18 protein-coding genes are annotated in these 26,960 nt (G+C 23.8%); 8 read left to right on the top strand and 10 right to left on the bottom strand.

Going from position 1 to position 26,960, the window contains the following annotated elements; genetic code table 11:
- Window positions 1-196: 196 nt before the first annotated feature.
- Window positions 197-2,113 (top strand): molecular chaperone DnaK, encoded by a 1,917-nt coding sequence (dnaK, locus tag BUCISPPA3004_RS00515; RefSeq protein WP_154048801.1) that lies wholly within the window; start codon window positions 197-199, stop codon window positions 2,111-2,113.
- A 141-nt stretch (window positions 2,114-2,254) separates the two neighbouring features.
- Window positions 2,255-3,394 (top strand): molecular chaperone DnaJ, encoded by a 1,140-nt coding sequence (gene dnaJ, locus BUCISPPA3004_RS00510; protein WP_154048800.1) that lies wholly within the window; start codon window positions 2,255-2,257, stop codon window positions 3,392-3,394.
- Window positions 3,395-3,479: 85 nt separating this feature from the next.
- On the opposite strand, the gene rpsT is transcribed toward dnaJ, so the two are convergent.
- Window positions 3,480-3,740, bottom strand: a complete 261-nt coding sequence (gene rpsT, locus BUCISPPA3004_RS00505) for a 30S ribosomal protein S20 (RefSeq protein ID WP_154048799.1) — start codon at window positions 3,738-3,740, stop codon at window positions 3,480-3,482.
- A 473-nt stretch (window positions 3,741-4,213) separates the two neighbouring features.
- Between rpsT and ileS the strand changes: the two genes are divergently transcribed.
- The 4 genes from ileS (at window position 4,214) to carB (ending at window position 12,594) form a co-directional block, all read left to right on the top strand.
- Window positions 4,214-7,051 (top strand): isoleucine--tRNA ligase, encoded by a 2,838-nt coding sequence (gene ileS / locus BUCISPPA3004_RS00500; RefSeq protein WP_154048798.1) that lies wholly within the window; start codon window positions 4,214-4,216, stop codon window positions 7,049-7,051.
- A gap of 269 nt (window positions 7,052-7,320) precedes the next feature.
- Window positions 7,321-8,154: a 4-hydroxy-tetrahydrodipicolinate reductase gene (dapB, locus tag BUCISPPA3004_RS00495; RefSeq protein WP_154048797.1), complete on the top strand. Its 834-nt coding sequence runs from the start codon at window positions 7,321-7,323 to the stop codon at window positions 8,152-8,154.
- Window positions 8,155-8,240: 86 nt separating this feature from the next.
- Window positions 8,241-9,368 (top strand): glutamine-hydrolyzing carbamoyl-phosphate synthase small subunit, encoded by a 1,128-nt coding sequence (gene carA / locus BUCISPPA3004_RS00490; RefSeq protein ID WP_154048796.1) that lies wholly within the window; start codon window positions 8,241-8,243, stop codon window positions 9,366-9,368.
- A complete protein-coding gene (gene carB, locus BUCISPPA3004_RS00485; protein WP_154048795.1) occupies window positions 9,361-12,594 on the top strand; it encodes a carbamoyl-phosphate synthase large subunit in 3,234 nt (1,077 codons plus the stop codon). Before carA ends, carB begins: the two co-directional genes overlap by 8 nt.
- 448 nt (window positions 12,595-13,042) lie before the next feature.
- Here the strand turns inward: carB and rsmA are convergent, their stop codons facing one another.
- The 3 genes from rsmA to nfo all read right to left on the bottom strand — a co-directional run bounded on the left by rsmA (window position 13,043) and on the right by nfo (window position 16,281).
- Entirely contained in the window at window positions 13,043-13,861 is an 819-nt protein-coding gene (gene rsmA, locus BUCISPPA3004_RS00480) for a 16S rRNA (adenine(1518)-N(6)/adenine(1519)-N(6))-dimethyltransferase RsmA (RefSeq protein ID WP_232036867.1), read from the bottom strand.
- Between the two features lie 1,154 nt (window positions 13,862-15,015).
- Complete coding sequence (gene rplY / locus BUCISPPA3004_RS00475; RefSeq protein ID WP_154048794.1) at window positions 15,016-15,333, bottom strand: 50S ribosomal protein L25; 318 nt, start codon at window positions 15,331-15,333, stop codon at window positions 15,016-15,018.
- Window positions 15,334-15,411: 78 nt separating this feature from the next.
- Window positions 15,412-16,281: a deoxyribonuclease IV gene (gene nfo, locus BUCISPPA3004_RS00470; protein WP_154048793.1), complete on the bottom strand. Its 870-nt coding sequence runs from the start codon at window positions 16,279-16,281 to the stop codon at window positions 15,412-15,414.
- A gap of 284 nt (window positions 16,282-16,565) precedes the next feature.
- Here nfo and BUCISPPA3004_RS00465 point away from each other — a divergent pair, with 284 nt between their 5' ends.
- On the top strand, window positions 16,566-17,450 hold the full coding sequence (locus tag BUCISPPA3004_RS00465; protein ID WP_420021852.1) for a glycine--tRNA ligase subunit alpha: 885 nt from the start codon (window positions 16,566-16,568) through the stop codon (window positions 17,448-17,450).
- A gap of 3 nt (window positions 17,451-17,453) precedes the next feature.
- Window positions 17,454-19,535, top strand: coding sequence for a glycine--tRNA ligase subunit beta (glyS, locus tag BUCISPPA3004_RS00460; RefSeq protein ID WP_154048791.1), 2,082 nt, complete (start codon window positions 17,454-17,456; stop codon window positions 19,533-19,535).
- 693 nt (window positions 19,536-20,228) lie between these two features.
- Here the strand turns inward: glyS and pheT are convergent.
- From pheT to thrS, 6 genes are all read right to left on the bottom strand, one after another.
- Complete coding sequence (pheT, locus tag BUCISPPA3004_RS00455; RefSeq protein WP_154048790.1) at window positions 20,229-22,634, bottom strand: phenylalanine--tRNA ligase subunit beta; 2,406 nt, start codon at window positions 22,632-22,634, stop codon at window positions 20,229-20,231.
- Window positions 22,634-23,599 (bottom strand): phenylalanine--tRNA ligase subunit alpha, encoded by a 966-nt coding sequence (gene pheS, locus BUCISPPA3004_RS00450; RefSeq protein ID WP_154049066.1) that lies wholly within the window; start codon window positions 23,597-23,599, stop codon window positions 22,634-22,636. Before pheS ends, pheT begins: the two co-directional genes overlap by 1 nt.
- Before the next feature lie 170 nt (window positions 23,600-23,769).
- Complete coding sequence (gene rplT / locus BUCISPPA3004_RS00445; RefSeq protein WP_154048789.1) at window positions 23,770-24,129, bottom strand: 50S ribosomal protein L20; 360 nt, start codon at window positions 24,127-24,129, stop codon at window positions 23,770-23,772.
- Between the two features lie 48 nt (window positions 24,130-24,177).
- The gene (gene rpmI, locus BUCISPPA3004_RS00440) at window positions 24,178-24,375 is read right to left on the bottom strand and encodes a 50S ribosomal protein L35 (RefSeq protein WP_154048788.1); all 198 of its coding nucleotides are present in this window, start codon (window positions 24,373-24,375) and stop codon (window positions 24,178-24,180) included.
- Between the two features lie 59 nt (window positions 24,376-24,434).
- Window positions 24,435-24,971, bottom strand: coding sequence for a translation initiation factor IF-3 (gene infC / locus BUCISPPA3004_RS00435; protein ID WP_154048787.1), 537 nt, complete (start codon window positions 24,969-24,971; stop codon window positions 24,435-24,437).
- 3 nt (window positions 24,972-24,974) lie between these two features.
- Complete coding sequence (gene thrS, locus BUCISPPA3004_RS00430) at window positions 24,975-26,909, bottom strand: threonine--tRNA ligase (protein ID WP_232036866.1); 1,935 nt, start codon at window positions 26,907-26,909, stop codon at window positions 24,975-24,977.
- Window positions 26,910-26,960 lie beyond the last annotated feature (51 nt).

Below are 26,960 nucleotides of genomic sequence, written 5' to 3'. Positions count from 1 at the left end.
AACGATTATTTATACGTTTATTACAATAAATATAATTATATTTTTTTTTTACCCTTGATGAAGAACAAACTGACCCCATTTAATTAATATTATCTATTTTATAAGATTTTTAATAATTAAAAAAATATTATTAGTTTATAATTAGTAAAATTATTTTTAGAAAAATAACAAAATTTACATTAAAAGGATCACTATAATGGGACATATTATCGGAATAGATTTAGGTACTACTAATTCTTGTGTAGCTATTATGGATAACAACAAAGCGAAAGTATTAGAAAATGCTGAGGGAGAACGTACTACTCCATCTGTAATTGCGTATACTAACGAAAAAGAAATTTTGGTTGGTCAACCTGCGAAAAGACAATCAATTACTAACCCTAAAAATACACTATTTGCAATAAAAAGATTAATGGGAAGAAAGTTTAAGGATGAAGAAGTACAACGTGATATTAAAATTATGCCATATAATATTGTTCAATCAAAAAATGGTGATGCATGGATAAAAATAAAAGAAGAAAACATAGCTCCTCCTCAAATTTCTGCTGAAATTTTAAAAAAAATGAAAAAAACTGCTGAAGATTACTTAGGAGGAACAGTTACTGAAGCAGTTATTACTGTGCCAGCATATTTTAATGATGCTCAGAGACAAGCAACCAAAGATGCAGGAAAAATAGCTGGATTAGAGGTGAGAAGAATAATCAATGAACCTACAGCAGCTGCTTTAGCATATGGTCTAGATAAAAGTAAGGGTAACAAAACAATTGCGGTATATGATTTAGGTGGAGGAACTTTCGATATTTCGATTATTGAAATTGATGAAGTTGACAAAGAAAAAACATTTGAAGTTCTATCAACTAACGGAGATACGCATTTAGGTGGAGAAGATTTTGATAATCGACTAATTCATTTTTTAGTATCAGAATTCCAAAAAGAAAATGGAATGGATTTAAGTAATGATCCTTTAGCTATGCAGAGATTAAAAGAAGCAGCTGAAAAAGCAAAAATAGAACTATCTTCTGCTAAACAAACAGATGTAAATTTACCATACATCACAGCAAATTCTACTGGACCTAAACACCTAAATATTAAAGTTACTAGAGCAAAATTAGAATCATTAGTAGAAGACTTAATTATTAGATCTATAGAACCATTAAAAGTAGCATTAAAAGATGCTAAATTAAAAATATCAGATATTCATGACATTATTTTAGTTGGTGGTCAAACTCGTATGCCGTTAGTACAACAAAAAGTAGCGGAATTTTTTGGAAAAAAACCAAGAAAAGATGTAAATCCAGATGAAGCTGTAGCTATTGGTGCTGCTGTTCAAGGTGGCGTTTTATCCGGAGCAGTAAAAGATGTATTATTACTTGATGTAACCCCATTATCGTTAGGAATTGAAACAATGGGTGGTATTATGACTCCATTAATTAACAAAAATACAACTATACCAACTAAACATAGCCAAACTTTTTCAACAGCTGAAGATAACCAATCTGCAGTAACCATACACGTATTACAAGGTGAAAGAAAACGTGCTTTGGATAACAAATCTTTAGGACAATTTAACTTAGATGGTATTCAAGCGGCTCCTAGAGGAATCCCTCAGATTGAAGTAACTTTTGATATTGATGCAGATGGTATTTTACATGTTTCCGCGCAAGATAAAAAAACAGGAAAAGAACAAAAAATCACTATACAATCTTCATCTGGATTAAATCAAGATGAAATCAAAAAAATGATCAATGATGCACAAGAAAATTCTGAAAAAGACTTACAATTTGAAGAACTAATAAAAGTTAGAAATCAAGGTGATCAAATTTCTCATAGCACAAGAAAACAACTATCTGAATGTCAAGAAAAAATTAATCCCGAAACAAAATCGAATATTGAAAAATCTCTTCAAGAATTAGAATTATCTCTAAAAGGAGAAAATAAAGAAGAGATTAATAAAAATATACAGACAGTTTTACAACAAAGTTTAAAATTAACAGAGTTGTTAAAAAAAGAATCAACTCCAAATAATCCTTCCGAGAAAAGTGACAATATACAAAAAAATGAAAATGTAGTTGACGCTGAATTTGAAGAAATTAAAGACAAAGAAAAAAAATAAAAAAACAAAATATTTTTATTAACAAAATTTGATTACATTTATATTAAATATACTAAAAATATATCTAATTTTATGTTAAGGGTGTAGAAAATTTTCTCTGCACCCATATTATATAAATTTTATTCGGAATCATAATCAATCATGACAGAACAAGATTACTATACAATTTTAAAAGTTTCTAACACTGCCAGTGAACGCGAAATAAAGCAAGCTTACAAAAGGCTAGCTATAAAATATCATCCTGATCGTAACCAAGGAAATAAAACTGCTGAAGAACAGTTCAAAAAAATAAAACAAGCATATGAAGTTTTAAGTGATAAAAAGAAAAGAACTGCTTATGATCAATACGGGCATTCAGCATTTGAACAAAATGGAAATAATGGAGATTTTCATAGTAGTTTTACTACTTCTACATCTGATTTAAATGATATATTCGGTGATGTTTTTGGTGATATATTCGGAAATAACAGAAAGAAAAACACAGAAAAAGGATCAGATTTACAATATAACATTAATCTTACGTTAGAAGAAGCTGTTCAGGGAACTACAAAAGAAATAAAAATTCCTACATTAAGTACATGCCATTCATGTTCTGGAAAAGGAACAGCACATGGAAAAAAATCTCAGACATGCACGTATTGTCATGGACATGGACAAATACATATGAGAAAAGGATTTTTTAGTGTTCAGCAAACTTGTCCAACCTGTCATGGTACAGGAACAGTCATAAAAAATCCATGCAAAATATGCTATGGACAAGGTCGAATTAAAGTATCTAAAAAATTATCCGTTAAAATTCCTTCTGGAGTAGATACTAATGATCGTATTCGATTAAATAATGAAGGAGAATCTGGTCAATATGGAGCTCAGTCAGGAGATTTGTATATACAAATAAATGTAAAAAAACATCCAATCTTTACTAGAGAAGACAATCATTTACATTGTGAAGTACCTATTAATTTTGTTACTGCTTCTTTGGGAGGAGAAATAGAAGTACCTACTTTACAGGGTAGATTAAAACTTAAAATACCCTCTGAAACACAATCCGGTAAATTACTTCGAATACGAGGAAAGGGAGTTAAGTCAGTAAGAAAAAGATATCCAGGAGATTTATTATGTAAAATAATAGTAGAGACACCAGTAAATCTAAATAAATTTCAAAAAAATCTATTACATCAATTAGGAAAAAGTTTTGGTGATTTTAAAGGAGAAAATAATAGCCCTAAGTCTAAAAGATTTTTTGATAGTGTAAAAAGATTTTTTGAAAATCTAACTCAATAAAAAAAAGAGGGTATTGCTATCTATGTAGCAATATAATAGATGCAATACTTGTGTTATAAAATTACATAATTTAATATAAAATATATTAAATTTGTTTAATATTTTTAATTAATATAGATTTATATCTAGCGGCTTTATTCGTATGTATAATTCCTTTAATAGCATATTTATCAACAATAGATTGAAATACACAAAATTCTTTATAAGCTTTTTTCTTTTCTTTTTCTTTAATAAAAAAATATACTTTTTTCATAAATGTTTTAATAATAGACCGCTTACTCGCATTACATTTTCTACGTTTTTCTGAAAGAACAGCATTTTTTTTAGATGATTTTATATTTGCCAAAATAATTATAACTCCTGAAATAAAAATATTAAAAATAAATAGTATATATGCTAATTTTAACAATTTTAAATAAACTATATTAATATCACTGAATAAATATATATTATTTAAATCTATATTATATATTTACATATAACACTATTATATACAATAAATTAGATGATTCATGGTAATATAATATTACTATATATTTTACAATCAATAATATCAACTAAGAAGTATAAAATGTACCTTTATACATGCTAATTTAACACATAAAAAACATAAAAAATTTTATTTATTAAATAATAAATATCAAAATACTGTATATAATACATAGTTTTAATTATTACTATACTTAATTTATATCGTTAATAAACATTAATTTTTACAAAATGTTTATTTTAAAAAACCACTAAAAAAAACATATCAACAATATTAATATATTTATGTATTGTAAACAAATTCAAATTAATAATTGCTGGAAATTATACATGAAAAAAATAAAAACATCTTTAAACTTACCTCAAACAAAATTTTCTATGCAAGCAAACTTATCTGTAAAAGAAACAAAAATACTTAAAAAATGGAAAAAAAATAAATTATATGATCATATAAACTCAAGAAATAAAAAAAATAAATGTTTTTTTTTATATGATGGACCACCATATGCTAACGGAGATATTCATATTGGTCATGCTGTTAATAAAATATTAAAGGATATCATTTTAAAATCCAAACGTATGTCAGGATTTTTTGCTCCATATGTTCCTTGCTGGGATTGTCATGGACTACCTATTGAGCAAAAAGTCGAACAAATATTTAAAAAAAAATCGATTGAAGAAAACAAAAAAAAATTTCGTATAGAATGTCATAAATATGTGTTAAAACAAGTTTATAGACAGAAAAAAGATTTTATGAGATTGGGAGTCTTAGCTGATTGGAAAAATATAAACTTAACGATGGATTATCACAATCAAGCAAACACAATACATGTTCTATCTCAAATTATTAAAAAAGGATATATATATAGAGATCTAAAACCTATTTATTGGTGTTTTCAATGTCAGTCTTCACTTGCTGAAGCTGAAATAGAATATCAAACAAAAAATTCATGTTCTATTTACGTTTTGTTTAGCATACAAGATAAAACTTTCTTAAAAAATAAATTCTTTACAGAAAAAAGTAAAAAAAAAAAAAAATGCACTAATATTTCAATAATTATTTTTACTACTACACCATGGACACTTCCAACATGTCAAGCTATTGCCATTAATCCAAATTTATACTATCAACTAATAAAAATAAAAAAAAAATATTATCTTTGTGAAGAAAAATCAGCAATACGTTTATTCAAAATAAATAACATACAAAATTGGAAAATAAAGGGTTACATAAAAGGAAAAAATCTAAAAAATTTAAACTGTATACACCCTTTTTTAAATATTGTCGTTCCTATAATACTATCTAGTCACGTATCTAATGAATTAGGTACTGGAGCTGTACATATGTCTCCAGATCATGGATATGAAGATTTTGTTGCATGTAAAAAATACAACATAAAACCTAATCAAACTGTTAATGCACGTGGTTTATATAACACTCCTTTATTTAGCATATTAAATAATCTTCATATCTTTAAAGCAGAAAATATAATTTTAAAATTATTAGAAAATAAAAGAAAAATTTTTTTTTCCGAAATTATTGAACATTCTTATCCGCATTGTTGGCGTCACAAAAAACCAGTTATTTATAGAGCTACACCGCAATGGTTTATTAAAATATCTAATCTCACATTAAAAAATAAAATATTAAAAAAAATTAAACAGGTCAATTGGATTCCAAAATGGGGAAAAACCAAGATGAAAAAAATGTTAAAAAATAGACCTGATTGGTGTATTTCGAGACAAAGAACTTGGGGTATTCCAATTCCATTATTTATACATAAAAAAACAGGACAATTACATCCTGATACAATACGTATTATGAAAAAAATAGAAAAAAAAATTCAATTATATGGTTATATTATATGGTGGCAGTCTACAACACAAACATGGTTAAAAGAAAATGCTGATATGTACGAAAAAATTAATGATGTACTTGATGTATGGTTTGAATCTGGAGCAAGCCATCAATTAAAAATATATAAAAACAACACTTATCAAGCATCTAATCATATAGCTGACTTATATTTAGAAGGATCAGATCAACACCGTGGTTGGTTTATGTCATCTTTAATTACATCAGTAATCGTACAAAATAATGCTCCATATAAAACCGTTTTAACTCATGGATTTGTTATTAATGAATATGGTCAAAAAATGTCTAAGTCTTTGAAAAATAACCAAAAACCAAAAGATATTATCCAAAAATGGGGAGCAGATATTTTAAGATTATGGACAGCATATACAAATTACACTAACGATATATCTATATCTCATAAAATCTTACAACAAATATCTGAACATTATAGAAGAATTAGAAATACAATACGATTTTTATTTTCTAATCTTTTTGATTTTAACTCATCTATCCATATCGTAAACAATAAAAATCTATTGTTATTAGATCAATGGATTTTAAAAACAACATATAGTTACCAAAAAAAAATTATTAAAAATTATTCAATTTATCACTTTCATGACGTAGTACAAAAAATTATCAATTTTTGTTCTGTCAAACTAGGATCTTGTTATTTAGAATTAATTAAAGATAGATTATACACTACATATAGTGACAGTATAGCAAGAAGAAGTGGGCAAACAGCTATATTTTATATTTTACATTATCTTATACGATGGATTGCTCCAATATTGTCATTTACAGCAGAAGAAGCGTGGAATTATTTTAAAGAGAATACAAAAATATCTATATTTACAGAAACATGGTTTAAAAAAATACAACTTCCTTTAAAAAAAATTCATCATAACACTTTTTTTTGGAAAAAAATATTTACTATAAGAAATGAAGTTAATAAATTTATAGAACAAGAAAAAGCAACTAAGTATATATGCAATTCACTTGAAATAATATTAATTTTATATGTAGATAAAAATTTGTTTAAAATACTGTTATCTTTTAACACCGAATTAAAATTTATATTTTTAGTATCTGAGACGCAATTATGTAGATATTCTCATGCACCTAAAATAGCTTATAAAAGTAATTCTATAAAAAATTTAAAGATTACGATAAAAAAAAGCAATAAAATAAAATGTCCAAGATGTTGGCATTATTCAAAGAAAAACAGATTTATCAAAAATATTATGAACCCTTGTTATAGATGTCTAGAAAATATTAATAAAAAAGAAAATCAACATATTTTTTTATAAAAAACTAAAAAAATGAATCTATAAAAATATATTTTAAAAAATATATCTACAGAAGTTATTTAACATGAAATTCTATTTCAAAAATATTCATTTTACATATTCTTATCATGTCGATGAATATTTATTTATATAAAAAACAATGTTATGTAATAATAAACGTAGATTTTTTGTTTATACAAAAACAGAATTCTAAAACAAATTATTTACACACATACAGTATATTTTTTAAAAATCATTATTTATTGTATTAATAAAGGTAAGATATAAAAATGAAAAACATAAATACTAGTATAGTTATATCTGGAGCATTAGGTAGAATGGGAAAAATGTTAATTAAAGAAACAATAAAGCAAAAAAATATCAGATTAATCTACGCATTAATTAAAGAAAAAAACATAAATACATGTGCTAGTTATAACAAAGAAAAATATTTAGATAAAAAAATTTTTTTTACTACTTTAAAAAAACTAAAGAAAAATAAACATACTTTACCATTTGATACAATAATTGATTTTAGTAAACCAAATGTAACACTAAAAATAGTAGAGTATTGTGTTAAAAATAAAAAAAAAATAATTATTGGTACTACTGGATTTACTTCTATACAGATGAAAACTATAAAAAAAGCATCTAAAATAATTCCAATATTATATTCACCTAATTTTAGTATTGGTATCAATATAATGCATACAATAATACAATACATATCTAAAATATTAGGAAAAACTACTGATATAGAAATTATAGAATCTCATCATAGGAATAAAATAGATGCTCCGTCAGGAACTGCATTACAATTAGGAAAAATTATTTCTAAATCTATGAATTGGAAATTTTCTGAATCAGCTATATTTTCAAGATACGGACATGTGGGGATAAGAAAGAAAAACAAAATTGGTTTTTCAGTGATTAGAGAAGGTAATACGATAGGAGAACATACGGTATTATTTGCAAATAAATATGAAAAAATTTCCATTAACCATACAGCTACTCATCGTTCTGTTTTTGCAAAGGGAGCTATACAGGCAGCTATTTGGATACATGATAAAAAGAAAGGTTTATATAACATAAATAATATTATCAAAAGTATTATTATTTCATAATAATATACAATATAAATATAAAATATCAGTTACTAAAAAACGAATATTTCTTTACATATCTATAAAATGTATATCAGGAAAAATTTATGAAAAAATTAGCACACTTGATTTTAGAAAATGGAACTATTTTTTACGGAATTTCTGAAGGTATTGAAGGTGAAACAATTGGAGAAATAGTTTTTAATACTGCTATGACTGGATATCAAGAAATCATAACAGATCCTTCATATTACGGCCAAATAATATCATTTACTAATCCTCACATCGGCAATATTGGAACTAACAAACACGATGAAGAATCTAAAAGAATTTTTGCTAAAGGAATTATAACTAAGTCAATATCATCAATAAGTAGCAATTTTCGTAGCACACAAAATTTATCAGAATATATAAAAAAAAAAAAAATTATTGCAATATCAAATATTGATACTAGAAAACTTACTCATATTTTACGAAAAAATGGTTCGCAATATGGATGTATACAATCAGAACTATATATGAATAAAAAAAAAGCTATCAAAAAAATTCTACATTATAAAAAAATAAAAAAAAACAAAAAAAATATATCAATTGGAGTAAAAAATATTCAAGAATGGATACCAAAGAAATCAATACATAATATATATCAAAAAAAAAAATTTCATGTTGTTGTATATGATTTTGGAGTTAAAACTAGTATATTAAATATTTTATATGAAAAAAACTGTAAAATTACACTAATATCACCAACTACTTCTGTAGAAAAAGTAGTTTCCTTAAGACCATCAGGAATATTATTATCTAATGGTCCCGGAGACCCTAGATTGTATACTACAGCTATTAAAGAAACAAAAAAATTACTAAATTTACCAATTCCTATTTTTGGAATTTGTCTAGGACATCAAATATTAGCTTTGTCATTAGGAGCAAAAATCACCAAAATGAAATTTGGGCACCATGGATCTAATCATCCAATTCAAAATATATATACCAAAAAAGTTTTTATAACTACACAAAATCACAACTTCACCATTGATAAATTCTCAATACCAGAACATATAACTGTTACGTACGTATCTTTATTTGATAACACTATTCAAGGTATTACTGTAAAAAATCATCCATCTTTTAGTTTTCAAGGACATCCTGAATCTACTCCGGGTACCCATGATACTCATACATTATTTGATAAATTCATTAAAAACATGCAAAATCAGGAACTCAAAAATGCCTAAAAGAAATGATATACATTCTATTTTAATTATAGGTTCAGGACCTATTATAATTGGACAAGCATGCGAATTTGATTATTCTGGAGTTCAAGCTTGTACAGCTCTAAAAGAAGAAGGGTATAGAGTCATACTAATAAACTCAAATCCAGCAACTATTATGACTGATCCTGATATATCTGATAGAACATATATTGAACCTATTGACGTAAAGATTATTACTGAAATTATAAAAAAAGAAAAACCTGATGCCATTTTACCTACCATGGGTGGACAAACTGCTTTAAATTGTGTTTTAAAATTACACAAAAAAGGGATACTAAAAAAATATAAAGTAGAATTAATCGGAGTTACTATTAAGTCTATTCAAAAAGCAGAAAATAGGTCTTCTTTTGAAAAATCTATGAAAGCTATTAACTTAAATACAGCAAAATGTGGTATTGCACATAATTTTGAAGAAGCAAATAAAGTAATTGAGTCTATCGGTTTTCCTTGTATCATTCGACCTTCATTTACCATGGGAGGTAGTGGTGGTGGCATTGCATATAATTATGAAGAATTTAAAAATATCTGCATGCTTGGTCTAGAAATATCTCCAATATCTGAATTGTTAATTGATGAATCATTAATAGGCTGGAAAGAATATGAACTAGAAGTAATCAGAGATATGTCTGGTAATTTTATTGTCGTATGTACTATTGAAAATATAGATCCGATGGGGATACATACAGGAGACTCTATAACTATTGCTCCAGCTCAAACATTAAGCGATAAAGAATATCAAAATATGCGTAATGCTGCAATTATGATATTAAAAAAAATTGGAGTAACTAGTGGAGGATCTAATGTTCAATTCGCAATAAATCCAAAAAACGGAAAAATGATAGTTATTGAAATGAATCCTAGAGTATCTCGGTCATCAGCTTTAGCTTCTAAAGCTACTGGTTTTCCTATAGCACGAATTTCTACTAAGCTATCTATAGGATATACTTTGGATGAACTTAAAAATAATATTACAGGAAATAATACTCCAGCTGCTTTTGAACCATCTATAGACTATGTTGTAACTAAAATACCTAGATTTGATTTTAAAAAATTCCATGAATGTAATGATAGACTAACTACTCAAATGAAATCTATCGGAGAAGTTATGGCTATTGGCCGAACATTCCAAGAATCATTACAAAAAGCAATGAGAAGTTTAGAGATTGGATCTACAGGATTTGATATTAATATCAAAGCAAATAAAATAAATAATCTTGTTTTATTAAAAAAAAAAATATATCATGAACTTCAAGAAGCCGGTCCAGAAAGATTATGGTATATAGGAGAAGCATTTCGCTTAAAATGGAGTGTAAAAAAAATATACCAACTTACACATATAGATCCTTGGTTTTTAAATAATATACAAGATTTAATTTTAGTAGAAAAAAACACTGTACAGAAAAAATTATCTGATTTAAATTATATAAATCTAAAATATTTAAAATCTAAAGGTTTTTCAGATTTACGAATTTCTCAGTTAATAAATGTACAGGAAAGTGATGTACGTCAGAAAAGATATGAATTACAACTCCATCCTACATATAAACGCATAGATACTTGTGCAGCTGAATTTTCTACGGAAACAGCATATATGTATTCTACTTGGGAAGATGAATGTGAATCACTACCTACAAAAAATCCAAAAAAAATAATTATATTAGGTAGCGGTCCTAATCGAATTGGTCAAGGAATTGAATTTGATTATTGTTGTGTTCATGCATCTCAAATACTAAAAAAAGATAATTATGAAACAATTATGATCAATTGTAATCCAGAAACTGTATCTACTGATTATGATATCTCTGATAGATTATATTTTGAACCTATTGGATTAGAAGAAATTTTAGAAATTATACGCATAGAAAAACCCATGGGTATTATTATTCAATATGGCGGTCAAACACCCTTAAAATTAGCTAAAAAACTTCAAAAAGAAAAAATAAAAATATTAGGTACCCAGCCAAAATATATTGATATAGCTGAAAATAGAAAAAAATTTCAAAAAATTATCAATCGATTAAAATTAAAACAACCTAAAAATTACACTTCTAATAATATACAGGACGCACTAAAAAAATCTAATAAAATAGGATATCCAATTATTGTTCGCCCTTCATATGTTCTAGGTGGTCGAGAAATGGAAATAATCTATAGCAATAACCATCTCATTGAATATTTTCAAAATCGCGATAAAAAATCAAAAAAACAAACAATTTTGTTAGATCAATATTTAGATGATGCCACTGAAATAGATGTAGATGCAATTTGCGACAGAAAAAAAGTTTTTGTAGCAGGAATTATGGAACATATAGAACAAGCAGGAATACACTCTGGAGATTCAGCATGTACTCTACCTGTTTATACTCTAGATAAAAAAACTGAAAAAGAAATAGAAAAACAAACGAAAATTTTAGCTATTGAATTAAAAGTACTTGGATTAATCAATATTCAATTTGCCGTTAAAAACAAAAAAATATTTATTTTAGAAGTAAACCCAAGAGCTTCACGAACCATTCCTTTTGTTTCAAAAGCTCTAGGTATTCCCTTGGCTAAAATAGCGATGCGTGTAATTTGTGGAAACACTTTATCACAACAAAAATACATCGAAAGAATTAAACTAAAACATTATTCTGTAAAAGAAGTTGTTTTACCATTTAATAAATTTCCAGAAACTAATCCTATGTTAGGACCAGAAATGCGATCTACCGGAGAAGTGATGGGCTTAGGAAAAAACTTTGCGTTAGCTTTCTATAAAGCTATGTTAGGAATATCTATACACTTAAAAAAAAAGGGAATAATACTATTATCTGTACAAAAAAAAGATAAGAATTCTATTATAGATATTGCCGTACAATTAAGAAAACTAAAATTCAATATAGAAGCAACGAGAGGTACATATTTAAAATTAAAATCTACAGGAATTAAAGCAAAATTAGTTAATAAGATCTACGAAGGACGACCAAACATTCAAGATTTCATAAAAAATAAAAAATATATATATATTATAAATACTGCTATAGATAACAAAAAAAATATAGAAACACGCAAAATACGCAATATGGCTCTAAAATATAAAATACATTATGATTCTACGTTAAATGGAGCATTTGCTACTATCTCCGCACTAAAATACATTGGGGAAAAAGAAATACTGTGTTTACAGGACATACATCACAATAAATTTTAGTTAAAACTATAATTGTTATTAAATATTTATATAAATATCTTTATTTACATAAATATAATTAAAATTATATAAATTGTTTTATATTAAAATCTAAAAAAAAAATTGATAATTATATTTTATTTTTTAATATAAAATAAAATATTTAATATAAAAACTAATATTATTCAAATAAAACACTCTTAATAAAATTATTATATAACTATATAACTATATAACTATAAAATTATATAGATACATAGTTATATAACTATGTAATTAAATAAACTCTACTTTTATAAAAACATAATCCGCTATTACAGAATATAATCTAGTATAAATATACAGATATAAAAAAGTCATATAAATACCATTACAATAAAAGTATCTACATGCATTTATAAAATAAAAATTTATAAAAAGACTATTTCACAAAAAAATATTTTATTTATTATATGTATAATATGTATAATCAAATATGTGATTCTAAAAAATTTCTTACTAATAATGAATACTGATATACAGAAACATTTTCAGCACGAAAAAATGAATGGATATCTAACTTTAATAAAAGTTTTTCAGAAAACATATTTGATAAATTACTCTTTAATAATTTACGTCGATGTTGAAAAGCAGCGCGAGTAATCAATTCTAAAGCAAAAAAATTCTGTTTTATACTATAGTCATCATATTTCTTATTATATGGAATAAATCGCAAAAAAACAGAATTTATTTTTGGTTTAGGAAAAAAATTAAATTTATCTACTGGGGTAATAAGCGTAATTCTATAAAAAAATTGAGCTATAACACTTAATTTTCCATACTCTTTACTTCCAGGATTAGCTAATAATCGATACGCTACTTCTTTTTGAAACATAAAATGCATATCATAAATATGTACATTATACAAAATCATTTTCAAAAAAAAACAAACGGAAATATTATAAGGCAAATTACCTACTAATCTGTACAAAACATCTTTTTTCAAAGAAAAAAAATATCGAAAATCAAATTTCATAACATCAGTTAAAATAATATTCATTTTTTTATTATACTGATGACATAACAAAAAAAATATTATATTTTCATCTATTTCAAGTACAGTAATTTTATCTACAATTTCACATATAGGAAATGTTAATGCACCTAAACCAGGACCAATTTCTATAACATTATCGAAACTATTTAAATTCATACTTTGTACAATTTTTTTTATAATAATTTCATTTTTTAAAAAATTTTGACCAAATCTTTTTACAGGAATGTGTTTTTTATACATAAATCTATTCATATATTTACCACATTAAATTTTTTCACTATCTCTATGTAATTAAAAATTAATTGATTATTGTTAAATTTATAGAATCATCCACAAGAAAAACGTTATTTATAAAATACCTTCGCATGGTACCATTAAATATAATGATAAGTAAAAAAACTAACTAATCATATTATTAATAATAATATTTATCATATATCTCAAAAAGATCAACCAAACATTTATATATATTTTTATGTACATTCACCTATATCACATTATTTTATAAAATTATATTTTGATATAAAAAATACTTATCTTAAAACAATCTTATTTATAGATAAAATTCAGATTTATTAAAATAATAACAATATTTACATATTATACATCAACATAATATATTGAAAATACTATACCAAAAATAGTATCTTTATTAAAAATAATTTTTAAATTAATTTATATTTATATATATAAAAAATGTTAGATATTTTATATCAAAGTTACTTTATTTTTTAAAATTATTTATAATAATTAACTAACATAGCAAAAAAAATGTCACGGTAATGTTTAACTATCAGAAAACTATTGTTTATTTGATATATAATCAAATATATATACATAATACTATTAGTTATTTAGATAAAAAATTTTTCTTAATTAAATTTATCTAATTTTTAAAAAATGTAAATATGTATATTTTTATTATTAAAGTATTAACAATTTTTAATTTATTAAAAACTTATTTTATTAAAATTATAAATATTTAAATTATATTTTTACATATTCCTATTATCAAATTTAATAAAATACGCTGTGCATTCAAAAATTAATATTTAAAATATAATTTTAATATACTCTTCATAAATACATCTACATAAAAATGTTAATTATAGTTAAAAATTTTGTAATATTTAACTATTATTGTATATATATTTAAAACAAAATATAAAAATTTAATTTTTAAAAAAATATTTTTATATTATTATAAGAGTTTGATAAATAAAATAATTTGAACTTCAAAAATTAAAATTAAGATAAAAATAATCGGCACGAAAAATTTCATAAAAAACAATTCTATAAATTGTATTAATATAAAAACGTGCCGATACATAATATTAAAAAAATAAATTATTAAATGTCATATACTACAATAGTTTTATTTTATAAAAATTAAACATATAAAAATATTAAATTATTATCTTATTTTCTATGTCAACACAAAAAAAATCTATGTGTAATAACATGGATTTAAAAGCATGATATTGAATATCTTTGACAATAACGAAAAATTTTTTCTTTTCTAAAATAATTGCAATCGTTTGTGAACAAAATTCAATATTTTTTTGTAAATTAAAAATTAAATCATGTTCTAAAGAAATCCATAGTTCTTGATTTAATTTTTTTTTACCATATATTACTCCTGGAACACGACGATATATTTTACGTATATAGCGGCTATTGCTAGTACCTCGTTTATCACGAAAAATTGCGTGTAATGTTATCATGTGAACAACTCCAAACAGTAAAAAAATCCAATTAATAAATCATATTATTTAAATATCAATATAACATAAGATAATATTTTATACGTTTAAAATTTTTCTAGAATTCAATATAGACTGTTTTTTTAACCAACAAATTTCATTTTTCTGCATACTTGTATCTTTAGTTTCTAAAATCATTGGAATTTTTTTAAATTCAATGATTTGAACGATCCATGAAAAAACATTCTTTTTTATTTTTCCATATCCTAAATTATGATGACGATCCAATCGACTATTAAAAATTCCTTGAGAATCATTAATATGAATTCCTAATAAATATTGAAAACCAATTAAACTATCAAATTTTTTAAATGTTTTTAAAAAATTATTTTTATCATTTAATTGATATCCTGAAGCAAATAAATGACAAGTATCTAAACATATACCAATACGAGATTTATCTTCAATTTTATTAATAATAAATGATAAATGTTCGAAACAATACCCAATATTACTTCCTTGACCAGCAGTATTTTCTAAAACAATAATGATTTTACGTGTTTTACTCAATACAAAATTTATGGAATTAGAAACATTTTCTAAACATTGTTTTTCTGTAATCTGATATAAATGACTACCAGGATGAATATTAATCATTGTTAAACCTAATTCATAACAACATTTAATTTCCTTAATAAAAGTTTCACACGATTTTCTATTCAATTCTTTTTGAGGATGACCTAAATTAATTAAATAACTACTATGCGGCAAAATTTGCGAGGGAGAATAATGATATATTTTACAAGATTCTCTAAAATTATATATAATATTTCTCTGTAAGGGAGGATTTATCCATCGCAATGGATTATATACAAAAATAGAAAAAGCTGTTGCTCCTAATTGATATGCTCGTAATACAGAATTTTCTAAACCCCCTTTAGTACTTACATGTGCACCTATATATTTCATATATAATTAATCATTCCTATTTAAAATTGATATCTAATAAAAAATAAATCTAGTATCAGAATACTAGTTTGATTATAATTAATATATAAATATCATAAAATACTTATAATCTTGATTGTATTTTGCTTATACAAGTGATAAAAAACATTATTGATCTTTTAATATTTATACAATAAACATCACATTTGTATATAAACACTATGATCAAAATAACATAAAAATGTTATCAAAATAATATTACAATATATATTGTACATATTTCTAAAACTATTAAAAAAAGAAAAATTATGTCTATTCATTACAATACGTTTTATCAAACAATTCATATACTACAAAAATTTTGGCGTAAACATAACTGTATTATTCTACAACCATTAGATATCTCTATAGGAGCGGCTACATTCCATCATCATACTTTTTTTAACATTCTTAAAAAAAAACCTTCTTTAATAGCCTACTTACAACCTTCTAGAAGACCATTAGATGGACGGTATACCAACCATCCTAATCGATTACAACATTATTTTCAATTTCAAGTAATTATGAAACCTGCTCCAAAAAATATTCAACAACTATATTTATCATCTTTAAAAAAAATTGGAATAGATATCAAGAATAACGATATTAGATTTATGGAAGATAATTGGGAAAATCCTACACTCGGAGCTTCTGGTTTAGGGTGGGAAGTATGGTTAAATGGGATGGAAATTACTCAAATTACATACTTTCAACAAATGGGTGGTATTAATTGTAATCAACCAACAGTTGAAGTTACGTATGGTTTAGAAAGAATTTCTATGCACCTACAAAATATAGATAATATCTATGATATTTTATGGGATACTAGAAATGCAACTAAAATAAAATATTCAGATATATTTTTACATCAAGAGCAAGAAAATTCATCATATAATTTTGAATTTTCTGATACACAACAAATATTACAATTATTTACACTACATATACAAGAAGCAAATAGACTCATAAATCTCACTATTCCATTGTCCATTCCAGCATATGAACAAATGTTACATGCTATTCATTATTTTAATTTATTAGATTGTAAAAAAATATTATCTACAACAGATCGAACTGAACATATTTTGAATATACGAAAACAAATAAAAAAAATTGCTATACAATATATTTATAATCAAAGTAAAGAGTAAAAAATGAAAAAAAAAATATTATTAATAGAAATACAAACAGAAGATTTACCTAGTAAAGAGCTAACTACTATAGCCCAATTTTTTTATGTAACTATACAAAAAGAACTTCAAAAAAGTAAAATTAGATACGAATCTATATTTTTATACTATACTTCTAAAAAAATAACTGTAAAAATTTTTTCTTTATTATGTTCCAACAAATATACACATATAAGAAAAACAAATCCTTCTGCACAAGAATCATTTAATTCCAACAATAAAATTACTCCCATAGCAATACTGTCATCAAAAAAACATAGAATACCTATACAAAAGACTGAAAATCAATGCATTAAAAAAACTAAACATCTTACATATTCTAATTCAAAGAAAACAGTTTCATTAAAAAAAACTTTAATATATATCATTTCTTATACAATAAAAAAAATACCTTTTAAAAAATCTATGATATGGAATACTACTTCTATACGATTTTCTCGTCCAATACGTAATATTATGATATTGTTGGATGACAAAAATATTTCATTAAATATACCAGGCATTACTTATAAAAATATTTCTCATGGACATTTTTTAATGATGCCTGAAAAAATAATTTTTACTCATGCAAATCAATATACAACTGAATTATTTAAAAAAAAATATATTCTTATTGATCATGAAGAAAGAAAAAAAAAAATATTTAATCAAATACAATATTTATCTAAAAAATCTAAAAATTCAATAAATATAAATGAAAAATTACTAGAAGAAGTTACAGCTTCAGTAGAATGGCCGGTAGCACATTTAGCTAAATTTAAAAAAAAATACTTAAAAATACCTGAAGAAATGTTAGTATATACTATGGAAAATAATCAAAAATATTTTCCACTATATAACAAAACAACAAATATTATAACGAATAATTTTATTTTTATTAGCAACGTTGATACTTTAAATTATAAAAAAATAGTTCAAGAAAATGAGCAAATATTACATTCAAAATTAAGTAACGTAAATTTTTTTATTAATACAGATCAAAAAATAACATTTGCAAAAAGATTAACATTATTAAAAAACATATCTTTTCATAAAAAATTAGGATCACTATATGAAAAAACTTTAAGAATAAGTAAATTAAGTCAATATATCGCTCATAAAATTAAAACTAATATTTTATTAACACAAAGAGCTGCTATTCTTTCCAAGTGCGATCTAACTACTAATATTGTAACAGAATTTTCTGCTCTTCAAGGAACTATTGGTATGTATTACTCTTTATACCACCAAGAAAATAAAAAAGTAGCACTTGCCATTAAAGAACATTATTTACCAAGTTTTTCACAATCCAATATACCAACTCAAAAAATATCTTGTGTATTAAGTATTGCAGATAAAATAGATACTATTATTGGAATTTTCAGTATAGGAAAAAAACCCACCAACAAAAAAGACCCATTTGCTTTACGTAGAGCAGCTATAGGAATTATTCGGATTATAATTGAAAAAAAAATAAATATTAATCTTTTAAAAATAATTAAAAAATCTATTAATTTATACCCTCATATACAAAACACAAAAAAAATAAAAATATTAATTTTGAATTTTATATATTCTAAATACATATCATTATATACAACAAAACATAAAAAAAAAATAATTTTATCAGTTTTATCGTTACAATTATCTAATCTTTGTGATATTAACGCACGAATCAATGCGCTTACCGATTTCAAAAAAAAATATAACTTTGAAAAAATTCTTAATACCTATAAAAGAATTAACAACATTATTTCTAAAATACCAAAAAAAACAAAACTCATAAAACTGAATTCACATTACTTAAATTGTACTAAAAATTTTTTAAAACATGAAAACCAATTAATTAAGCATATTCAATCCATAAAAATAATACTCTATAAAAATAAACACATAAATTATTTATATGTATTAAAATGTATTAAAAAATTATGTAAACCTATAGAAATATTTTTTCAAAAATCTTTTGTATATGATTTAAATATAGAAATACGTTCACATCGTATTTTTATACTACAGAATATACAAGAAATATTTTTATATATTACTAATTTTTCTAATTTATAAAAAAAATCATATATATAAAAAATGACTATAAAATATTTTATATACATACAAAAAATTTTTATATACTAAATTTCAATATATAAAAAAAATATAAAAAATTCTGAAATTACGTGTATAATTTAGGTATTATAATTACAAAAAAAATTATGCACGCTATCTAGCGCTAGCTATAATATATATAAAAATACTAATATTCACTATATAAAAATATAGACTTGTACATTTACTATATAATAAAATTTCTTACTAAAAAAAATCTAAAATTATTTATATAAATATCTATTTTCAAAAAAAATGATACTTAAAATTAAATAAAAATCCAAAAAATCAAACAATTGTTTTAATTTTATAGAAATTTTTAATAAAAAATATCACATTTAGTACATATAAAATATATAAATATATTAATAAACAATACATTATAAAAATTTTCTATCATATTAAAATTTTAAAAAAGATTTAAAAACTATTCTTTTATCGGAAGTAAAATTTTTGTCATTTTTTAAAATTCTTTTTAATTATTATTTTTTATTTTTCAAATGAAATTTATAAAATTAAACCATTTTTTACTTACTCTTTAAATATTCACTTATCTTTGTACAAAAATTTCTATCATATTTCTTATATTTGATGTACTTAATTGTTTTTAAATAAATAATCTAAAATTTATGTATTATTTATAATAATAAAAATTTAATTTCTTAAAACTGCTCCTAGTTTATTTTTTAATTCCTCTATACACTTTAAAATATTAGAGTTAATTTTTGATTCATGTAACATGATATCAGTACTTTGAAAAATAAAACAAATAGATACACTCTTTTTTTTAAAAGGAATATTTGATCCAGTATATATGTCATATATATATATATCTGAAGTATGGATACTAATACTATCGTGACATATATTTAAAATATCTTTACTTAAAATAGTATCAGATACTATAATAGAAATATCTCTTTTGCTGTTTGGTAATAAAGATATAGATTTTTTCTTAATAACTGAATAGCTATTAATTTTTTCCCACATAATTTCAAATAAAACAACTGAATCCTTTAAATCAAAAATTCGATGAAGAGAAGCATCTAAAACACCAATTCTACCAACTAACTGACCATATAAATAAATTCCTGCGCTTTGTCTAGAACATAACCCAATATATTTTTCTGAAATAAATTCTACATGATTTAATTTACCACAAATATTTAAAATAGATTCAATATCACCTTTCAAATCATAGAAATCAACTTTTCTATTTTTTAAGTACCATTCACGACGACTAACAAAACCGCTTATTGCAGCAGATAAATATTCGTGTTGAATTATAGAAGCACAATTATTTTTACTCGCAAAAAAACATAATCCAGTTTCAAAAATACGAATAGATTCTTGTTGACGTTTTTGATTGTAGGAAATACAATTCAATAAATTAATCCATATTGATGACCTCATTTCTGACATATCATTAGAAATAGGATTGCATATTTTAATAGTATTATTGTCTGAAAGAAAATATTTATGTGTCATAGGATTTATAAAACTATATGAAATAATTTCAAAATATCCACGATCTATCAGAAATAATTTAATTCGTGATAATGAGATGTTCTTATGTTTATTCAACATAACATTCATATATTCTGTAGGTGGTTTGGATACAATTTTTTTATAACCATAAACTCGAATAATTTCACTAACCACATCTTCAGCAATTTTAATATCAGTACGCCAAAAAGGCGGTATAACATAAAAAATATTTTTCTCTTCATGAAAAGAAAAACGACAAATCTTTAAAATAGATAGTACATCTTCTTTAAAAAAAGAAATTCCAGTAATTTTATTTAACCTTTCAAGTTTTAATAACAATACAGTAGACTTATTAATACAATTTTTCATATGATACTCTTTAAAAACAGAAGATTTTGCTCTACATATACTTGTTATTAATTTTTGTGCATACTGAAAAATATTTTTTTGCAAAGAAGGATATATGTTATACTTAGAGTATTCGAGTTGTCTATCAATCGAAGGTACTAATAAACATCGTTGTTGTATAAATATAGGATCAAAACATATAGACCCTAAAAATAAATTTTTTGTATAACGACTAACTTTACAATATCTAGAATATTCCATATCTTCAAAAGATAAAATATTTTTAGAATCTGATAAAACAACAGTACCTTCTTGTAAACAAATTTTTTGATCATGAATATTACTAATAAATTCTTTTTTTTCTAAACTATATATATTTAATTTATTATTTAATTTATTATTTAATTTATCTAAATCAAATATATGAAACCAATGACCCGTTTCAATAAATATATAATTAATAATGTTTATAATTATATTATCTGTAAGCATACTTGCATGTCTTAATCTTTCTTGAATGTAAATTGGCAAAATAGAACAGACCTGTACAGAGTGTATTTCACAAAAAATATATTGTATATAATCATGCTTAACAGTAACATCTATGCTATTTTTACAAGAATGAGAACGTAATAATACATCTTGATATTTCAATTTAGGTATAGGCAAGTTATTTAACAAAGCTATTTCACGAGATAAACCCCAAATAGAACGCAAATCTACTCTATTAAATGGAATAAAAAATTTCATTATATATTTATTTATACGCATATAGTAATTATAATTTAATCCAATTAAAGCATTATCTGTAAAAATAACAATATCGTGATTATTTTGTTCTATTCCTAATAAATGATACGAACCAAAAGTACAATCTAATCTATCTTTTTTAATATTTGATGATATAAAATGTTTATTTTCTTTTAAAATCAAGTTAGGTAAAATAATTGATATTTTAGACCCTACTAATAAATATTTTTTATCTTTAAAGACAATATAAATTTTTTTATCATAATGTATACGTACTGTATATCTTATTAATGTTTTATTAGTAGAACACAATTGTTTGCAAATAATTTGACCAATAATGGTATTCTTTACATAAATCTGTTTATGAGGAATACATTCCGCTTCACAACCAAAATTTGTTAATTGCTCACATATCCGTGTACTTGAAACAGACGGATCAATCCAATTATATAACCATTCTTCTCCAAACTTCATTAATATTTCTCACTATTATAAAATTGTTTTAAAAATCGTATATCGTTTTCAAAAAAACAACGAATATCAGAAACTGAATATTTTAACATAGCTATTCTTTCTACACCAATACCAAAAGCACAGGCTAAATACGTATTACTATCAATATTACAGTATTTTAAAACATTTGGATGAACCATACCACATCCTAGTATTTCTAACCATCTTCCATATTTATCTTGAATATCCATTTCAGCTGAAGGACAAGTAAAGGGAAAATATGAATTGCGAAAACGTACCTTTACATTTTTATTTAAAATTTTAATAATAAAATTCTCTAAAATCCATTTTAAGTGTGAAAAAGAAATTGAAGTATCCACAATTAAACCTTCGACCTGATGAAACATAGGTGTATGCGTGTGGTCATAATCACGACGATATACTTTTCCAGGAACAATTGCACGTATAGGAATAGAATATTTCTCTAAAATTCTAATTTGTACACTAGATGTCTGTGTTCGTAATACATGATTTATATCAAACCAAAAAGTATCATTCATACTTTTAGTTGGATGATCATTTGGTATATTTAAAGCATCGAAGTTATAATATGTACTCTCTATTTCTGGACCATAAAATGTTTTAAAACCCAAATAATTAAAAAATTTTTTGATCTCATTAATAATAATAGTAAGAGGATGTAAATTACCTTTTTCAATTTTTCTACCCGGCAAAGTACAATCTAAAAAATGTTTGTTTTTTTGTTGATTTAATTGATTATCCTGTAACTTCTTTTTTTTATAATTAATTTTATCTTGAATTTTTTTTTTACAACTATTCAAAAAAACACTACACTGTATGCGTTCTGAAACTTCCAGAGTAATTAATTTAGAAAGATAAAAATATAAAACACTATTTTTTCCTAAATATTTTGATTTAAAATTGTTAAGTGATGTAATATCATCTATTTTTTTTATTTCGTACATAGCATGATATAAGATTTTTTGTATCGATTTATATATTTCTTGTTGTAGTTTCACGTGTATACCAATATATTTATTGTATAAAATACATACAAAAAATAAAAATTTTTAATGTACACAGGGAGATTAATGATTCTCCCTCTGATAATTTTATAAAATTTTTTATTAATTTATTATAAATGTATAGAACTTTTTGAACATTTTATTAATGCTTCAAATGCAACTTTATCATATATTGCTGTTTCTGCTAACATTTTTCGATTAATATTCACGGAAGATATTTTTAATCCATGAATAAATTTACTGTATGATAAATTATAATTCTGTGCAGCTGCATTAATTCTAATAATCCATAATTTACGAAAATTTCTTTTTTTATTACGCCTATCCCTATAAGCATATTGTCCAGCTTTAATAACTGCTTGTTTTGCAACACGATACACCCGGGAACGTGCTCCATAATATCCTTTTGCTAAATTAATTATTTTTTTATGACGAGCGTGTGCAATAACACCTCTTTTAACACGTGCCATCAAAAATCTCCTATATACATATAATCTGTAAAAATCACTCTTTTAGAATTATAAATAAGGAAGAAAATTAGTAACCCTTGCATAATCCGATGAAGAAAGAACAATTTTTTTACGAAGATTACGCTTTTTGTTAGTACTTTTTTTAGTTAAAATATGACGTAAATTTGCTTGTTTACGTTTAAATTGACCTGAAGCAGTTTTTTTAAATCTTTTAGCAGCGCTACGCAATGTTTTAAGTTTAGGCATAAAAATTCCAAAATAAAAATATATTTTTAATAAAAATATATACCAATTAGCAATATAATTTATCTTTTTGGAGATAACATCATGATCATTTGTCGACCTTCAATTCTGGTAGGAAAAGATTCAACATAAGTTAGAGTAGATAAATCATTTTTTAAACGATTTAACATATTTATACCAATATCCTTATGAGTCATCTCTCTACCTCTAAATCTCAAGGTAATCTTTATTTTATTACCATCCTTTAAAAATCGTATTAAATTTCTTAATTTAACTTGATAATCACCTTCATCAGTATTGGGACGAAATTTTATTTCTTTTATTTGAACAATCCTTTGTTTTTTTTTTTGTTTTTTTAAAGCTTTGTTTTTTTCGTATAAGAATTTACCATAATTCATAATACGACATACAGGAGGCTTAGAATTTGGACTGATCTCAACTAAATCAAAACCATCTATTTTAGCTTTTTCCAGCGCTTGATGAACACTAACAATCCCTAATGATTCGCCCTGTAAACCCGTTAATCGCACTTCAATAGAACGAATTTCATAATTAACGCGATACGAACGAGATAATTGATTTTTTTTTCCGACTTTAATACTCTAACCCTCCATTATAAAATCCTGAAGATTACGATTTTTAATATTATTTGTAATATTGTTAATAAAAATATCAATTGTAGATTTGTATTGTTTATTACTAAATCTATTTCTTATTGTAATATACTTATTTTGTATTTCTTTATCTCCACATATTAAAATATATGGTATATTTTGCACAATAGAAGAACGAATTTTAAATCCAACGCTAGTATTAGTTATATCAAAAATAACTCGAATATCATGTAATAATAATTTTTGCACTATTTTTTGTACATATAATGAATGTAATATAGAAACACTAATTACATTCACTTGAATAGGACACAACCATATCGGTAATTTTCCTTTAAATTCTTCAAGTAAAATACCTATAAATCTTTCTATCGAACCTAATAAAGCCCTATGAATAATAATGGGGTTTTTTTTTACATTATTTTTGTCAATATAATAAGCATTTAACTGTCGCGCTAAATAAAAATCTAATTGAATAGTTCCACATTGCCATATTCTTTGTAAATTATCTTCTAAAGATATTTCAATTTTAGGGCCATAAAAAGCTCCTTCTCCTCTTTGATATTGAAATGATAAATTATTTTTTTTTAGCACATATTCTAAATCTTCTTCTGCTTGATTCCACATTTTTTCACTACCAATCCTTTTTATAGGGCGAGTAGAAAATTTTATAAAAATTTTTTTAAAACCAAAAGTATTATACAAATTAAGTAATAAATGAATACAATCATTTAACTCTTTTTTTATTTGTTCTGGAGTACAAAAAATATGAGCATCATCTTGAGTAAATCCACGTACTCGCATTAATCCATGTAATGAACCAGATGATTCTTGTCTATGACAACTTCCAAATTCAGAGATACGTATCGGTAAATCTTTATAAGACTGCAATTTACTTTTAAAAATTTGAACATGAGCTGGACAATTCATAGGCTTAATACAATATTCTCTATTTTCAGATTTAGTTATAAAAATAGATGTATTATAATATTTCCAATGACCGCTTTTTTCCCATAAAGATTTATCAATAATAACAGGGCTTTTAACTTCTTCATAATGATGTTTAGATAAGTGATCACGAATAAACTGTTCTAATTGTCTAAAAATAACATATCCATTTTTATGCCAAAATATCATACCCGGTGATTCTTTTTGAATATGATATAAATCTAATAATTTTGCAATTTTACGGTGATCTCTTTTTTTTATTTCTTTTGAAATAGATAAAAACTTTAATAATTGATATTTTGATGTACAAATTATTACATGAATTCTTTGTAACATTTTATTATTTTTATTACTATTCCAATAAGCTCCTGATACATCTTGTAAAAGAAAATGTTCACAAAACTTAATATTAGAAACTTGAGCATGATCATAAAATTCACAATAATCTTCATGATAACAAACATCAATAGTATTTTTACTACTGTATTTTTTACGAATAATATCAATCTGATAAGTTTCATTATTTTTTTGTAAAAAATCTAAAAAATATGATATATCAACACGTTTAACAAATATTTTATAAGCAGTAGAAATTTTTTTTAACATTCGTTTAGAAATTTCATGTAAATCCTTTTTTTTTAGTACATATGACATATCAATGTCACAGTGAAATCCAAATTCATTTATACATGAATTAGCTATTTTAACGTCTAACCATATATCTTTTAATACACGGTTTAACAATTGAATACAAGACCTTTTTACTTGAGACAGAAAATTTTGATTACTGTCATCAATCATCACAATTGTTGAATTTTTAGATATAATTGTATTTAAAGTAACTAATTTATTATTTACTAAACCTGCTACAAAATTTGATGTATGTATAGGATAAAAATCTTCCAGAATTTTTTTTACAGTAACTATCTTAGTATAACTTTTATCAACTCCGTTGCACGATATAACAATCGGCATATTCAATCCTTATAAAATTCATATTATATCAATAATATATATTTATTTAAA

It is taken from the genome of Buchnera aphidicola (Cinara splendens) (genome assembly GCF_900698975.1).
Lineage (GTDB): Bacteria > Pseudomonadota > Gammaproteobacteria > Enterobacterales > Enterobacteriaceae > Buchnera_F > Buchnera_F aphidicola_AI.
Note: the sequence above shows the minus strand (reverse complement) of the source record. Positions and strands in the feature narration are given on the sequence as shown.

What these genes read in the sequence shown, in the direction of transcription:
- rplY (WP_154048794.1), bottom strand. Translation starts at nt 15,333, where the DNA reads ATGATAACATTACACGCAATTTTTCGTGATAAACGAGGTACTAGCAAT.
- glyS (WP_154048791.1), top strand. Translation starts at nt 17,454, where the DNA reads ATGAAAAAAAAAATATTATTAATAGAAATACAAACAGAAGATTTACCT.
- carA (WP_154048796.1), top strand. Translation starts at nt 8,241, where the DNA reads ATGAAAAAATTAGCACACTTGATTTTAGAAAATGGAACTATTTTTTAC.
- nfo (WP_154048793.1), bottom strand. Translation starts at nt 16,281, where the DNA reads ATGAAATATATAGGTGCACATGTAAGTACTAAAGGGGGTTTAGAAAAT.
- dnaK (WP_154048801.1), top strand. Translation starts at nt 197, where the DNA reads ATGGGACATATTATCGGAATAGATTTAGGTACTACTAATTCTTGTGTA.
- rpmI (WP_154048788.1), bottom strand. Translation starts at nt 24,375, where the DNA reads ATGCCTAAACTTAAAACATTGCGTAGCGCTGCTAAAAGATTTAAAAAA.
- thrS (WP_232036866.1), bottom strand. Translation starts at nt 26,909, where the DNA reads ATGCCGATTGTTATATCGTGCAACGGAGTTGATAAAAGTTATACTAAG.
- dapB (WP_154048797.1), top strand. Translation starts at nt 7,321, where the DNA reads ATGAAAAACATAAATACTAGTATAGTTATATCTGGAGCATTAGGTAGA.
- pheS (WP_154049066.1), bottom strand. Translation starts at nt 23,599, where the DNA reads ATGTACGAAATAAAAAAAATAGATGATATTACATCACTTAACAATTTT.
- rplT (WP_154048789.1), bottom strand. Translation starts at nt 24,129, where the DNA reads ATGGCACGTGTTAAAAGAGGTGTTATTGCACACGCTCGTCATAAAAAA.
- carB (WP_154048795.1), top strand. Translation starts at nt 9,361, where the DNA reads ATGCCTAAAAGAAATGATATACATTCTATTTTAATTATAGGTTCAGGA.
- dnaJ (WP_154048800.1), top strand. Translation starts at nt 2,255, where the DNA reads ATGACAGAACAAGATTACTATACAATTTTAAAAGTTTCTAACACTGCC.
- pheT (WP_154048790.1), bottom strand. Translation starts at nt 22,634, where the DNA reads ATGAAGTTTGGAGAAGAATGGTTATATAATTGGATTGATCCGTCTGTT.
- rsmA (WP_232036867.1), bottom strand. Translation starts at nt 13,861, where the DNA reads ATGAATAGATTTATGTATAAAAAACACATTCCTGTAAAAAGATTTGGT.
- ileS (WP_154048798.1), top strand. Translation starts at nt 4,214, where the DNA reads ATGAAAAAAATAAAAACATCTTTAAACTTACCTCAAACAAAATTTTCT.